Annotated in this window: 14 protein-coding genes and 3 tRNA genes; 10 read left to right on the plus strand and 7 right to left on the minus strand. The window is 39.4% G+C overall.

All coding sequences use genetic code 11. From position 1 onward, the window contains the following. Positions 1 to 39: 39 nt before the first annotated feature. The 5 genes from DV417_RS08765 to DV417_RS08785 all read left to right on the plus strand — a co-directional run bounded on the left by DV417_RS08765 (position 40) and on the right by DV417_RS08785 (position 1,833). Positions 40 to 984, plus strand: a complete 945-nt coding sequence (locus DV417_RS08765; RefSeq protein ID WP_118879409.1) for an alpha/beta fold hydrolase — start codon at positions 40 to 42, stop codon at positions 982 to 984. Between the two features lie 115 nt (positions 985 to 1,099). Continuing rightward, a tRNA-Ser gene (locus tag DV417_RS08770) sits at positions 1,100 to 1,194 on the plus strand. Between the two features lie 20 nt (positions 1,195 to 1,214). Beyond that, positions 1,215 to 1,291, plus strand: a tRNA-Arg gene (locus tag DV417_RS08775). A 56-nt stretch (positions 1,292 to 1,347) separates the two neighbouring features. Further along, positions 1,348 to 1,424: transfer RNA gene (locus DV417_RS08780), tRNA-Arg, on the plus strand. Positions 1,425 to 1,521: 97 nt separating this feature from the next. After that, positions 1,522 to 1,833, plus strand: a complete 312-nt coding sequence (locus tag DV417_RS08785) for a DUF5389 family protein (protein ID WP_118879410.1) — start codon at positions 1,522 to 1,524, stop codon at positions 1,831 to 1,833. Positions 1,834 to 1,872: 39 nt separating this feature from the next. Here the strand turns inward: DV417_RS08785 and glmU are convergent, their stop codons facing one another. From glmU to hflD, 5 genes are all read right to left on the minus strand, one after another. Further along, positions 1,873 to 3,243 (minus strand): bifunctional UDP-N-acetylglucosamine diphosphorylase/glucosamine-1-phosphate N-acetyltransferase GlmU, encoded by a 1,371-nt coding sequence (gene glmU, locus DV417_RS08790; RefSeq protein ID WP_118879411.1) that lies wholly within the window; start codon positions 3,241 to 3,243, stop codon positions 1,873 to 1,875. 158 nt (positions 3,244 to 3,401) lie between these two features. After that, complete coding sequence (gene rplL / locus DV417_RS08795; protein ID WP_005626607.1) at positions 3,402 to 3,773, minus strand: 50S ribosomal protein L7/L12; 372 nt, start codon at positions 3,771 to 3,773, stop codon at positions 3,402 to 3,404. Positions 3,774 to 3,827: 54 nt separating this feature from the next. After that, positions 3,828 to 4,319 (minus strand): 50S ribosomal protein L10, encoded by a 492-nt coding sequence (gene rplJ, locus DV417_RS08800; protein ID WP_005626605.1) that lies wholly within the window; start codon positions 4,317 to 4,319, stop codon positions 3,828 to 3,830. A gap of 270 nt (positions 4,320 to 4,589) precedes the next feature. After that, positions 4,590 to 5,960 (minus strand): adenylosuccinate lyase, encoded by a 1,371-nt coding sequence (purB, locus tag DV417_RS08805; RefSeq protein WP_118879412.1) that lies wholly within the window; start codon positions 5,958 to 5,960, stop codon positions 4,590 to 4,592. A gap of 22 nt (positions 5,961 to 5,982) precedes the next feature. Further along, entirely contained in the window at positions 5,983 to 6,600 is a 618-nt protein-coding gene (gene hflD, locus DV417_RS08810) for a high frequency lysogenization protein HflD (protein ID WP_118879413.1), read from the minus strand. Between the two features lie 128 nt (positions 6,601 to 6,728). Between hflD and trpS the strand changes: the two genes are divergently transcribed. Together trpS and DV417_RS08820 are read left to right on the plus strand one after the other, a co-directional pair. Next, positions 6,729 to 7,733, plus strand: a complete 1,005-nt coding sequence (trpS, locus tag DV417_RS08815; protein ID WP_118879414.1) for a tryptophan--tRNA ligase — start codon at positions 6,729 to 6,731, stop codon at positions 7,731 to 7,733. A gap of 22 nt (positions 7,734 to 7,755) precedes the next feature. After that, positions 7,756 to 8,046 (plus strand): YfcZ/YiiS family protein, encoded by a 291-nt coding sequence (locus DV417_RS08820; protein ID WP_118879415.1) that lies wholly within the window; start codon positions 7,756 to 7,758, stop codon positions 8,044 to 8,046. A 53-nt stretch (positions 8,047 to 8,099) separates the two neighbouring features. Here the strand turns inward: DV417_RS08820 and dusA are convergent, their stop codons facing one another. Next, positions 8,100 to 9,083, minus strand: a complete 984-nt coding sequence (gene dusA, locus DV417_RS08825) for a tRNA dihydrouridine(20/20a) synthase DusA (protein ID WP_118879416.1) — start codon at positions 9,081 to 9,083, stop codon at positions 8,100 to 8,102. Between the two features lie 2 nt (positions 9,084 to 9,085). Next, on the minus strand, positions 9,086 to 10,471 hold the full coding sequence (locus tag DV417_RS08830) for a chloride channel protein (protein ID WP_192878577.1): 1,386 nt from the start codon (positions 10,469 to 10,471) through the stop codon (positions 9,086 to 9,088). Between the two features lie 268 nt (positions 10,472 to 10,739). Between DV417_RS08830 and rpsL the strand changes: the two genes are divergently transcribed. The 3 genes from rpsL to fusA all read left to right on the plus strand — a co-directional run bounded on the left by rpsL (position 10,740) and on the right by fusA (position 13,928). Continuing rightward, complete coding sequence (gene rpsL / locus DV417_RS08835; RefSeq protein WP_005543325.1) at positions 10,740 to 11,114, plus strand: 30S ribosomal protein S12; 375 nt, start codon at positions 10,740 to 10,742, stop codon at positions 11,112 to 11,114. Positions 11,115 to 11,271: 157 nt separating this feature from the next. Then, a complete protein-coding gene (gene rpsG, locus DV417_RS08840) occupies positions 11,272 to 11,742 on the plus strand; it encodes a 30S ribosomal protein S7 (protein WP_005626581.1) in 471 nt (156 codons plus the stop codon). A gap of 83 nt (positions 11,743 to 11,825) precedes the next feature. Then, complete coding sequence (fusA, locus tag DV417_RS08845) at positions 11,826 to 13,928, plus strand: elongation factor G (protein WP_065249302.1); 2,103 nt, start codon at positions 11,826 to 11,828, stop codon at positions 13,926 to 13,928. Positions 13,929 to 13,990 lie beyond the last annotated feature (62 nt).

Consider the following 13,990-nt stretch of genomic DNA (forward strand, 5'->3'; position numbering starts at 1 on the left):
TTTCTTTTGTATGCGTTGATGTACCCCATCTAAAAACTTATGAATCGAGAATCCAACTTTACTCAATTTGCCTTTATCGAACTATTACCTTTTTTCAATCAATTTCCAACGCAATATTTCACTGGCAAAAATAACGTTCAAATCGCTTATCGTCATTTAGTCCACGATAAAAGTACGGATAGAAAATTGATGATTTTAGTGAATGGTCGTGCTGAAAATATGTTGAAATGGTCAGAGCCCGCTTATGATTTTTATCATCAAGGCTATGATGTGTTGTTATTTGATCACCGTGGTCAAGGCTATTCAACCCATTTGCTGAAGGATTCTGAAAAAGGGCATTTAGACGAATTTCGTTTCTATGTCGATGATATGGCGAAAATCATCGAAAAAGTGACCGCACTTTTTAATTATTCCACACAGCATTTGCTTGCTCATTCAATGGGCGCATTGATTGCAACATATTATTTGGCAAATTGTGATCATCGCATTAATAAGGCTGTTCTTTCTTCGCCTTTTTACGGCATTCCTTTAAAACACACTATTAGAGATGAACTGATTATTACTCTGATGAATATGTTAGGGCAAGGCGAGCGTTATGTTTTTGGTAAAGGACCTTATCAACAAGCCCATTTGGAATACAATGAACTAAGTTTCTGTAAAACCAGAATGAAATGGATGAATCGTGTCAATCGTAAGAATCCAGCAATTCATCTTGGAGGACCAACGTTCCGTTGGGTACATTTGTGTTTGAACGCAATTAAGCGCTTGCCGAAAGTTATTCCTAAGATTGAAATTCCAATCCTAATTTTACAAGCAGAAAAAGAAAAAATTGTAGATAACAAAAATCTTGAAAAATTAACCGCACTTTTTCCGAATGCTCAATGTAAAGTTGTATTCAGCGCTAAACATGAGGTGTTATTTGAGCAAGATGAATTGAGACAGGAAACAATATCTAAGATTTTAGTATTTTTGAATAATGAGTAGATTTTTATTCAATAATATATTTAATGTGTAGATAAAATATTCAAACAGGTGTGTTTTTCAAAAAATGGTTTGACATATTTTCTAAAAAACGTATTATACCGCTCACACCGATTGTGGTGAGATGGCCGAGCAGGCTGAAGGCGCTCCCCTGCTAAGGGAGTATGGGGTTAAAAAGCTCCATCGAGGGTTCGAATCCCTCTCTCACCGCCATTGTTTGTTTTATTTATTCTGCACCCGTAGCTCAGCTGGATAGAGTACTCGGCTACGAACCGAGCGGTCAGAGGTTCGAATCCTCTCGGGTGCGCCATTTTAAAACGGCTCTATCTTATTAAAGTGGTTATGAATAATTAAAGCATCATCTACGCACCCGTAGCTCAGCTGGATAGAGTACTCGGCTACGAACCGAGCGGTCAAAGGTTCGAATCCTTTCGGGTGCGCCATTTCATTTTATTCAAGTCTATTGATTTCCAATTACTTTCTAATAATCACAGTATTTGTTATATTGTAATTATCTTTTGTTTGTAAAATTTTTAAATTATGACAAGACAATCTTTGCCTCGTGGCTTTAGTTTATTTTCTTGGGGATTAGCTGTTTTTTGTGCTCCTGTATTGTTATGTCCGATGGCTCTGTTGCTTTCCACTACATTTGAGAAAAATTCAAACTTGGAAACTTGGCAAGTTAATTTATTCTCAATATTTTTTTGGATTTATCCTATTATTCTTGCGGCAGTAGCTAGAATTTTATATCGCCTACATCAGAGAAAGCCTAAATTGGCTTTTAAATTATTGGTAGTAAGTGCGGTCATTTTTTATGTAGTTTTAATTACGATTTTTAAAATCGGTTTATAAAAAAATCCTACGTTTTATAGTAGGATTTTTTATGCTATTTTATTTTTTCTTTGTTGGTCGCTGCCAATCTTGAATATGACGCTGAGGAACTCGTGTAATCACTAATTCATTTTCACCTACATCGCGTGTAATTGTTGTCCCAGCACCAATAGTTGCGCCATTTGCGACTTTCACTGGTGCAACTAATTGTGTATCAGATCCCACAAACACATCATCACCGATGATCGTTTTAAATTTATTTGCGCCATCGTAATTACAGGTGATGACACCCGCACCAATATTACAATTTGAGCCGATTTCTGAATCGCCAACATAGGTTAGGTGATTTACTTTAGAACCTTTACCAACGGTAGATTTTTTAATTTCTACAAAGTTACCGACATGCGTTTCAGCTGCAAGTTCCGCACCTGGGCGTAAACGAGAAAATGGGCCAATTGCGGCTTTTTCTCCCACTACAGAATCCTCTAGCACCGAATAGGGTTTTATTTCTACATCATTGCCAATAACAACATTTTTCAATACACAACCTGCGCCAATTTTTACGCGATCGCCGAGTTTAACACTACCTTCAATAATAACATTAATGTCGATTTCCACATCTTTTCCATGTTCTAATGTTCCACGCAGGTCAAAGCGAGCGGGATCGTAGATCATTACGCCTTCAAGTAGTAATTTGGAGGCTTGTTTATTTTGGAGATAACGTTCAAGTGCGGCTAATTGTAAGCGATTATTTGCACCTTCAACTTCCATGACATCTGTTGCTTGTACAGCAACAACTTGGCAATTATCCTGGTTTGCGAGAGCAATAAGATCCGTTAAGTAATATTCGCCTTGAGCATTATTATTGCCTACACGAGCTAGCCATTTTTTGAAACTTGCACCATCGGATACCATAACGCCAGTATTTACTTCTTTAATATTTAGTTGATCGGCATTTGCATCTTTTTGTTCTACAATTGCTACAACATTGCCATTTTCACGGATAATTCTCCCATAGCCTGTTGGGTTATCTAAATTTACGGTAAGCAATGCAATGCCATTTTCTGGTTTCGCTTCAATTAATTTTTCTAATGTTTCTTTAGTGATTAATGGTGCATCGCCGTAAAGTACAACAATATTTTCGTTATTTTTAAAGAAAGGTGCGGCTTGTTGAACTGCATGTGCTGTGCCAAGTTGTTCTGTTTGTAATACCCAATTTACTTGTTCATTTGCAAGATGGGTACGCATTAAGTCCCCACAGTGGCCATAGATTAAATGAATATTTTCTGCGCCTAATTGATGCGCAGTATCAATTACATGTTTTACCATTGGTTTACCAGCGATTGTATGTAGTACTTTTGGTAAATCGGAATACATGCGTGTTCCTTTTCCGGCTGCTAAAATTACCGCACTTAATGCTTTTGTAGTCATAAATTTTCTCTTTATTTATCAATAATAATAGGAGATATTTTATCGTAGAAAGGAGAAGATGATAAGTTTTTAAATTAAGGGATTTGTGGCTTTATAGATAGGAAAAAACCGATGGTTTCCCATCGGTTTTCTGAATTTTAAAGTGGTTAAAAGAGAAATTATTTCACTTCTACTTGTGCACCAGCTTCTTCTAATTCTTTCTTAAGTGCTTCAGCTTCTTCTTTAGAAACACCTTCTTTTAATGCTGCTGGAGCAGATTCAACTAAATCTTTAGCTTCTTTTAAGCCTAAACCAGTTGCACCACGTACTGCTTTGATTACTGCTACTTTGTTAGCACCAGCTGCTGCAAGAATTACGTCGAATTCAGTTTTTTCTTCTGCTGCCGCTGCGCCGCCTGCTGCTGGAGCTGCTGCTACTGCTGCCGCTGCTGAAACACCGAATTTTTCTTCCATCGCTGCGATTAATTCAACGATTTCAGTTACAGTTTTTGAAGCAATCGCTTCAATGATTTGTTCGTTAGTTAATGACATAACAATCAATTCCTAAAATAAATAAAGTTAGATGAAGTAAGAAACGCTTAATGATTAAGCTGCTTCTTGTAATTTGTCGCGTAATGCCGCGAAGGTGCGAGCAAGTTTGCCTGCTGCAGCTTCTTTCATTGTGCCCATTAAACGTGCAATCGCTTCTTCGTAAGTTGGTAATGTTGCCAAGAATTCAACATCTTGGATTTTACCTTCAAAGGCTGCACCTTTAATTTCAAACTTATCGTTTGCTTTAGCAAACTCTTTGAACAAACGAGCAGCTGCGCCCGGGTGTTCGTTAGAGAACGCGATAAGTGTTGGACCTACAAACGTATCTTTTAAGCATTCGTAATCTGTGCCTTCAACTGCGCGACGTAATAAAGTATTACGAACTACACGCATTGTAACGCCAGCTTCACGTGCTGATTTACGTAATTCAGTCATTTTCTCAACAGTTACACCGCGAGAATCCGCGATTACTGCTGAAAGTGCACCTTTGGCTGCTTCATTTACTTCAGCAACAATTGCTTGTTTGTCTTGAAGATTTAATGCCATTGGCTTTTAGCTCCTGAATACACTCCGATTACTCGGAATTAATTTACCTAATCCTAAGACTAGATGACTTCGGCGCCCAGAAGCAAGAAAAATTCTTATTCTGTTCACCATCTACGTAGGATAATTAAGATTACTCCCCTACGGTCTTGGATGGGGCTTGAATAGGTCAAGCACCAACCAGAAATTTGTTAGATTGACTAACACAGGCGCAGGATTATAGAGAAAAGCTATGTTCTTGTAAAGAATATTGTTGGAAAAAGAGCCAAATTCCTATGATAGCTTCTCTACTAATTCCACTGCAGCCCCAATATAAGTAGCGGGTGTTAATTTTTGTAAACGTAATTTTTCTTCTTGTGGAATATCCAACTTATCAATAAATTCACGCATAGCATGTTCCGTCACTCGTTTACCTCGCGTTAATTCTTTTAATTTTTCGTAAGGTTTTTCTATTCCATAGCGGCGCATTACGGTTTGAATTGGTTCAGCCAAAACTTCCCAGTTTTGATTGAGTTCTTCTAATAAGTGCGGTTGATTTACTTCAAGTTTACTAATGCCTTTGCGTGTTGAAGCATAAGCGATCAAACAATAACCCAATCCTACGCCTAAATTACGTAATACGGTTGAATCTGTTAAGTCACGCTGCCAGCGAGAAATTGGTAACTTTTGACCTAAGTGGGTCATTACTGCATTCGCTAAGCCTAGATTGCCCTCTGAGTTTTCAAAATCAATTGGATTGACTTTATGTGGCATGGTAGAAGAACCAATTTCGCCTGCAATCGTTCGTTGTTTAAAGTGATTTAATGCAATGTATCCCCATAAATCACGATCAAAATCAATGATAATGGTATTAAAGCGTACTACAGCATCAAAAAATTCAGCGATGTAATCGTGCGGCTCAATTTGAGTGGTATAAGGATTCCATTGAATACCTAATGAAGTGACAAATTCTTCGCTGAATTTATGCCAATCAATATTAGGATATGCTGATAAATGCGCATTGTAGTTACCTACCGCGCCATTGATTTTACCTAAGATTTCCGCGTTTTGGAGTTGTTTAAATTGACGTTTTAGGCGATAAACAACATTTGCCATTTCTTTGCCCACTGTGCTTGGTGAAGCTGGCTGGCCATGTGTGCGAGAAAGTAATGGAATCGTTTTATATTCTTCTGCAAGACGAGTGATTTCATTAATCAGTTTTTGCCATTCTGGTAAAATCACTTCGTCACGAGCGGTGCTTAACATTAATGCATGAGAGAGGTTGTTAATGTCTTCTGAGGTGCAAGCGAAGTGAATAAATTCGGAAACGTTCACTAGTTCCACTTCATTTTGAATTTTCTCTTTCAGAAAATATTCAACGGCTTTCACATCGTGATTGGTTGTGCGTTCAATTTCTTTAATACGCGCTGCATCTGTCTCATTAAAATTAGCCACAATTCCATCTAAAAAAGCATTTGCTTGCGTAGAAAATGGCGGCACTTCAGTAATTTCTGTCGTTGAAGCTAATTTTTGTAACCAACGAACTTCCACAGCTACACGGAATTTCATTAACCCGAATTCACTAAAAATAGCGCGTAATGGAGTTACTTTATCTTGATAACGACCATCAAGAGGGGAAAGTGCGGTCAGTGTAGAGAGTTGCATAAATGTTTGCTCCAGAATTGTATTAATAAATAGAAGAATAAATCTGTTTTGCGGTGGCAAGTAATTTTCTGCGGAAAAATAAAATTTGCCATTTTGTTCCGCCCATTTGTTTCCACAGCACGGCAGAGCGAATGCCTGTAAGTAAAACTGCACGGATTTTATTTTGCACGAGTTCTTGTCGCAAATAATCAGGCGAGCCTAGTATGTGAATTTTTTTGCCCAATGGGCTAATAACGTCGCTGTAAATGTTTGCCATAATAGATAGCATTGTTTCACTATCGCGAGCGTAATGAATTTCTTGTTCTTTTAGGCGAGAAATTCGATTGCCTAATGTTTGTTTGGCATCGGGATTTTTCGATAATTTCCCTTCTAATGCCAAAAGGCTTAACCAATAGCGAGTTAAATTTTGATCGCTTTGCGCATTGAGCTGATGAATTAAGGTTTCTAGACCTAATTTTAAATGACGAACTTCTCCACCAAAAACATCTTCGATTCGTTGTGGTTGGGTAATAAAAAGGCTATTAAGTGCGGTTAAAAATGTATCCGAATCTGCTCGGCTTTCTGTTGCAAGTTGATGAACCAATTTTGCTGATTGGCACACGCCAGCAAGGGCAAGAACAATATCGTGGTAGTTTTTCATTCGAAAATATTAGGAAAACGTTTTCGTTAAATATAGCATTTTTAACCTAGCTTTTGAACTCGAACATTAAAAAAGCCTAGAGTTTCTGGTATGATGTGCGAACAGTTTTAAGGTATTAAGGATTGATTATGGCAAAACCAATTGTTTTTAGTGGCGTGCAGCCTTCTGGTGAATTAACTATCGGAAATTATTTGGGCGCGTTGCGCAACTGGGTGAAAATGCAAGAAGATTATGAATGTATTTTCTGCGTAGTTGATTTACATGCGATCACTGTGCGTCAAGATCCTGTTGCCCTTCGCAAAGCAACGCTTGATGTGCTTGCTCTTTATTTGGCGTGTGGAATTGATCCAAATAAAAGTACTATTTTTGTTCAATCTCACGTTCCAGAACACACGCAATTAAGCTGGGTGTTAAACTGCTACACTTATTTTGGTGAAATGAGCCGAATGACGCAATTCAAAGATAAATCAGCACGTTATGCAGAAAATATTAACGTGGGTTTGTTTGATTATCCTGTGTTAATGGCGGCGGATATTTTACTTTATCAAGCAAAAAGTGTGCCTGTTGGCGATGACCAAAAACAACACTTAGAAATTACGCGTGATATTGCAAACCGCTTTAATGCGCTTTATGGCAATATTTTCACTATTCCTGAAATTTTCATAGGAAAAGCAGGCGCGCGTATTATGTCATTGCAAGATCCTGAAAAGAAAATGTCAAAATCAGATGATAACCGCAACAACGTGGTGACACTTTTAGAAGATCCAAAATCTGTGGCGAAGAAAATTAAACGTGCCGTAACGGATTCAGATGAGCCGCCTGTTGTTCGTTATGATGTGCAAAATAAAGCGGGTGTATCCAATCTTTTAGATATTCTTTCTGCGGTTACGGATAAGCCTATTGCTGATCTTGAAAAAGAATTTGAAGGTAAAATGTACGGACATTTAAAAACTGCAGTAGCGGATGAAGTCTCAATTTTACTTGCTGGTTTACAAGAACGTTTCCATCAATATCGTAATGATGAAGCTTTATTAGATAATATCTTACGACAAGGTGCGGAAAAAGCGCGTGCAAAAGCGCAAGAAACCTTGGCGAAAGTGTATGAAGCTGTAGGTTTTGTTGCTGCAAAATAATCTGAATAAAAGGGATAATATTATGGCAATTCAAACTGAAAAACCGATTGAATGTGTAGGTTGTAATACTTTTGATATGAAATCACTTTTCGATAATCGTGATTGTAGCCAGGTTATTGAATATATTTATGACAATGAAGAACAAGCTCAAGAAGCGCTCGCATTTTTTACTCAGAAAGCGCGTGATGTAGAAAGTGAACTTTGTGCAATTCAATCTGAAATTACAAAAGTGGATGATGGCTATTTATTAAAGGCAGATTTCACTTTCTGTTGCCAAGCTGAATTGGTGATTTTTCAAATGCGTATTGCGTAAGAAAAACAGCTGAAAAATAAGCCGCACTTTTGCGGCTTATTTTGTTTTTAGGATTAGTGTTCTACAAAGCTTAAGGCGGTTTCAACTACTTCAACTCCCGCACCTTCTTTAAACGCATTTTCGCTTAAATAGCGTCGCCATTGACGAGCACCTTTGCAATGTTGGAATGCGCCTAACATATGGCGGACGATATGATTAAGGTGTATGCCTTGGCTAAGTTGTTGTTCAATATAAGGAAGCATTGACTGTACCGCTTCATGAGCGGTAACAATTGGTGCGTTAGGATCAAATAAGGCTTGGTCTATTTGCCCAAGTAAACTTGGATTTTGATAGGCCTCTCGCCCAACCATCACGCCGTCCACATATTGCAAATGTTGCTTCATTTCTTCAACGGTTTTAATCCCACCATTAATTGCAATAGTTATATGTGGAAAATCACGTTTTAGTTGATACACCCGAGCATAATCTAATGGTGGAATTTCTCGATTTTCTTTGGGACTTAACCCTGAAAGCCAAGCTTTTCGTGCGTGGATAATAAACTCTTGGCAACCTTTTCCTTGAATCTTCTCAATAAAATCACATAAAAATTCATAGCTGTCTAATTCATCAATACCAATACGTGTTTTCACAGTGACTGGAATTTTGACCGCACTTTGCATTTGTTCTACACAGTCTGCCACCAAATCTGCTTTCGCCATTAAGCAAGCGCCAAACATTCCATTTTGTACGCGATCAGAAGGGCATCCTACATTGAGATTAATTTCGTGATAACCTCGTTCCTCAGCAAGTTTTGCGCAATATTTTAGTTGTTCAGGATCGCTTCCTCCCAGCTGTAACGCAACGGGATTTTCTTGTAAATCAAAATTCAAGTGATCGTATTTGGCATGGATAATCGCAGGTGCGGTGACCATTTCAGTGTAAAGTAACGCATGCTTTGAAAATTGACGATGAAAATAACGACAATGGCGTGTTGTCCAATCTAACATTGGCGCAACAGAAAAACGGCCGCGGTAAAAGTGCGGTAGATTTTGAGGCATTTTTATTTCTCTTGTTCGGTTTTGCTGCGTAATTCTTCGGCTTGGCGAGCTTGCATTTGCTGGCGAAAACGGCCTGCAGCAAAGTGGTAAAAGGGTTTTGGGCTAAATTGGCGCGAGATTATGGATGCAATAATGCTGGAAATCAAGAGCCAAATGAGAACGGGTTGTGCGCCTGTCATTTCCATTACAACAACACTGGCTGTAACTGGCGATTGTGTGCCGCCAGCTAAAAACGCCGCCATACATAAAATCACCAAAAAACGTTGATCGACCATCCCTCCGCTGATATCCCACAGCATTGCGCCAATGCCTGCGCCTGTTGTCAGTGATGGGGTAAAGATACCACCGGCAATACCATTCCAATAAGTGGTCACCGTTGCTAAAAGTTTAAGGATGCCAATTTCAGGATCTATGGCTTGCCCTTCTAAGGCGCGTGCAACAACCTCATAGCCAGTGCCATAGGTTTGTCCGTGAGTGTAACTGCCAAGTGCGGCAAGCGCTAAACCCAATAATAAAGCAATACAAATAGGATGTTGGCGAACCCAGCCACGCCATTTTTCAGGTGATAATCCTGCGAGACCTTTTGCTAATAGTCGTCCAAATATGCCACCTAGAATGCCACAAACCACCCCACAAATTGCGAGCCAAAGATAGAGATAAGAAACAGATGTTGCCCCTTGATAATTTGGAAAATAAGGGCTGTTTCCTTGAATCGCGACAAGAATAAACCCAGCAGCTAATACCCCCATCAATACTCGTCGTTCCCAACGTAACATTACACCACGCCCGAGTTCTTCAATCGCAAATATCACGCCAGCCAAAGGTGCATTAAAGGCTGCTGCAAGCCCACCTGCTGCACCTGTGGCAAGTAATTCATTGGTGCTTAATCCTCTAAACGCTAAATTATGTTTTCTACAATAATTTCCCCATGCAAGCATGACAGCTGCCCCAACTTGTACTGATGGACCTTCACGCCCAACAGATGCACCGATAAGCATAGCCAAAAAGGTAAGAGGAATTTTCCAAATAGTTTGGCTGAATTCAACTAATTTGGTTTTATAGCTACTATGAGGAAGATTAATTGATGCAATGACTTGCGGAATACCACTTCCTCCAACATAGGGAGTATATTTTTTCGTAAACCAAGTCAGGCAAGCCATGCCTAGGGGTAACACAAACCAAACTGCAATAGGATATTTAGATGACCAGTGAGCGTTTAGTTCTAGACCAAGATCGGACAATTTAGCAAAGCCAAATGAAAAGAGTGAGACAAATGTCGCACCTATAATTAGGCAGATAAATTCTAAACTTTTGTGGGAAATTCTGTGTGTTTGGCGTAGCTTTTTATGGAAGAAATAGCGTAAGTGAAATTTGAGCGAGCGTAACATAATCATATTAATTTAATACTAATTAAGTAGAAATTATAAAACTGTCATTTCGCTGGGGCAATTGGTTTGGCATTTTGAATAAAAAGTGCGGTGAATTTGGTAAGCGTTTTTTGTACGCAACTAAAGATCCTTTCACGGATCTTTGGCGCTGTTTAATTATTGACAACAAACCTCAGAACGATTAAAATTCGCCGTCTATTTCTGTATGGAAGTAGATTTTTTGAACAACATTCTATTATTGAATAACATTTAAACTGGAGCTTTTTTAATGGCAACTATCAACCAGCTAGTACGCAAACCGCGTGTGAAAAAGGTTGTAAAAAGCAACGTTCCTGCATTAGAGGCTTGCCCGCAGAAACGTGGTGTATGTACTCGTGTATATACTACAACTCCTAAAAAACCAAACTCAGCGCTACGTAAAGTATGTCGTATCCGCTTAACTAACGGTTTTGAAGTAACTTCTTATATCGGTGGTGAAGGTCACAACCTTCAAGAGCACAGTGTTGTATTAATCCGTGGTGGTCGTGTTAAAGACTTACCGGGTGTGCGTTACCACACAGTACGCGGTGCATTAGACTGCGCAGGCGTTAAAGATCGTAAACAAGGTCGTTCTAAATACGGCGTTAAACGTCCTAAAGCTTAATGGTTCTCCGTTAAGTAAGGCCAAACGTCTAAATTAGCAAAACAATTTAAACCATAAACTCCAGTCAAAAAGCGCTTTGCGCTGCAAATTTTCTCAAAGAGAAATATTGCTGATGGGTTTTGGATATCCTGAAGATTAAAATACGGAGAAATTCGCAATGCCACGTCGTCGTAGTGTTGAAGCACGCAAGATTCTTCCAGATCCGAAATTCGGTTCAGAATTACTTGCAAAATTTATTAATGTAATCATGGTAGACGGTAAAAAATCCGTTGCTGAATCAATCGTTTATGGTGCTTTAGAAACTTTAGCACAACGCACAGGTAAAGAGCCTTTAGAAGCGTTTGAAGTTGCACTTGAAAACGTACGTCCAACTGTTGAGGTTAAATCTCGTCGTGTTGGTGGTTCTACTTACCAAGTGCCAGTTGAAGTGCGCCCTGTACGTCGTAACGCATTAGGTATGCGTTGGATCGTTGAAGCAGCACGTAAACGTGGTGATAAATCAATGGCTTTACGCCTTGCAAACGAATTATCTGATGCTTCAGATAATAAAGGTGCAGCAGTGAAAAAACGTGAAGACGTTCACCGTATGGCTGAAGCTAACAAAGCATTTGCTCACTACCGTTGGTAATAAGTTTTTGAATTTAAAGGGCTTCATCGTTGATGAAGCCTTACCCTTATATAAACTGATATTAAATAAACAAGGTTATAATAATGGCTCGTACAACCCCTATTGAAAGATATCGTAATATCGGTATCAGTGCGCACATTGATGCGGGTAAAACCACTACTACTGAGCGTATCTTATTCTATACTGGTGTTAGCCACAAAATCGGTGAAGTGCACGATGGTGCAGCAACGATGGACTGGATGGAACAAGAACAAGAGCGTGGTATCACCATTACCTCTGCGGCAACTACCGCATTTTGGTCAGGTATGTCACAACAGTTCCAACAACACCGTATCAACGTTATCGACACCCCGGGACACGTAGACTTTACCGTTGAAGTAGAACGTTCTATGCGTGTTCTTGATGGTGCGGTAATGGTGTACTGTGCGGTAGGTGGTGTTCAACCACAATCCGAAACTGTATGGCGTCAAGCTAACAAATACCAAGTGCCACGTATCGCGTTCGTTAACAAAATGGACCGTACTGGTGCGAACTTCTTACGCGTAGTTGAACAATTAAAAACCCGTTTAGGTGCCAACGCAGTTCCTCTTCAACTTCCAATCGGCGCAGAAGAAAGCTTCACCGGTGTAGTTGACTTGATCAAAATGAAAGCGATTAACTGGAACGAAGCTGACCAAGGTATGACCTTCACCTATGAAGATGTACCTGCAAATATGCAAGCAGACTGCGAAGAATGGCGTCAAAACCTTGTTGAAGCAGCGGCTGAAGCATCTGAAGAATTAATGGAAAAATACCTTGGCGGTGAAGACTTAACTGAAGAAGAAATTAAGTCTGCATTACGTCAGCGTGTATTAGCAAATGAAATTATCTTAGTAACCTGTGGTTCTGCGTTCAAAAACAAAGGTGTTCAAGCTATGCTAGATGCCGTTGTTGAATATTTACCAGCGCCAACAGATATTCCGGCGATCAAAGGTATCAATCCAGATGAAACTGAAGGCGAACGTCATGCAAGTGATGAAGAACCATTCTCTTCATTAGCATTTAAAATTGCAACTGACCCGTTCGTAGGTAACTTAACATTCTTCCGTGTATATTCTGGTGTTATTAATTCTGGTGATACAGTATTAAACTCTGTACGTCAAAAACGTGAACGTTTTGGTCGTATCGTACAGATGCATGCTAACAAACGTGAAGAAATTAAAGAAGTTCGTGCAGGTGACATCGCAGCTGCTATCGGCTTAAAAGATGTAACTACTGGTGATACATTATGTGCAATTGAAGCACCAATTATCCTTGAGCGTATGGAATTCCCAGAGCCAGTAATCTCTGTTGCGGTAGAACCAAAAACTAAAGCTGACCAAGAAAAAATGGGCTTAGCATTAGGTCGTTTAGCACAAGAAGACCCTTCATTCCGTGTTCACACTGATGAAGAATCTGGTGAAACCATCATTTCTGGTATGGGTGAATTACACTTAGATATCATCGTTGACCGTATGAAACGTGAGTTTAAAGTGGAAGCTAACATCGGTAAACCACAAGTATCTTACCGTGAAACTATCCGCACTCGTGTTAATGATGTGGAAGGTAAACACGCAAAACAATCTGGTGGTCGCGGTCAATATGGTCACGTTGTTATCGACTTATATCCATTAGACCCAGAAGGTCCTGGTTACGAGTTCGTGAACGAAATCAAAGGTGGTGTAATTCCTGGTGAATACATTCCTGCCGTTGATAAAGGTATTCAAGAACAACTTAAATCTGGTCCATTAGCGGGCTACCCAGTAGTAGATCTTGGTGTACGTTTACACTTCGGTTCATATCATGATGTTGACTCATCTGAATTAGCGTTTAAATTAGCCGCTTCTTTAGCATTTAAAGCAGCGTTCGCTAAAGCAAACCCAGTTCTACTTGAGCCAATCATGAAAGTTGAAGTAGAAACTCCACCTGAATATGTTGGTGATGTAATCGGTGACTTAAGCCGTCGTCGTGCTATGGTGAACGGTCAAGAAGCGAATGAGTTCGTTGTTAAGATCGATGCTGAAGTTCCACTTTCAGAAATGTTTGGCTATGCAACAGACTTACGTTCACAAACTCAAGGTCGTGCATCATACTCAATGGAACCGTTAAAATATGCTGAAGCTCCAACAAGTGTTGCTGCTGCAGTAATTGAAGCGCGTAAAAAATAATTTTTGTAAACCAGCGGTATAAAACATGATTTTTTATACCGCACTTCTTAGGAAACATTAGC

The sequence above is a fragment of the Haemophilus haemolyticus genome (assembly GCF_003490935.1).
Classification (GTDB): domain Bacteria; phylum Pseudomonadota; class Gammaproteobacteria; order Enterobacterales; family Pasteurellaceae; genus Haemophilus; species Haemophilus haemolyticus_M.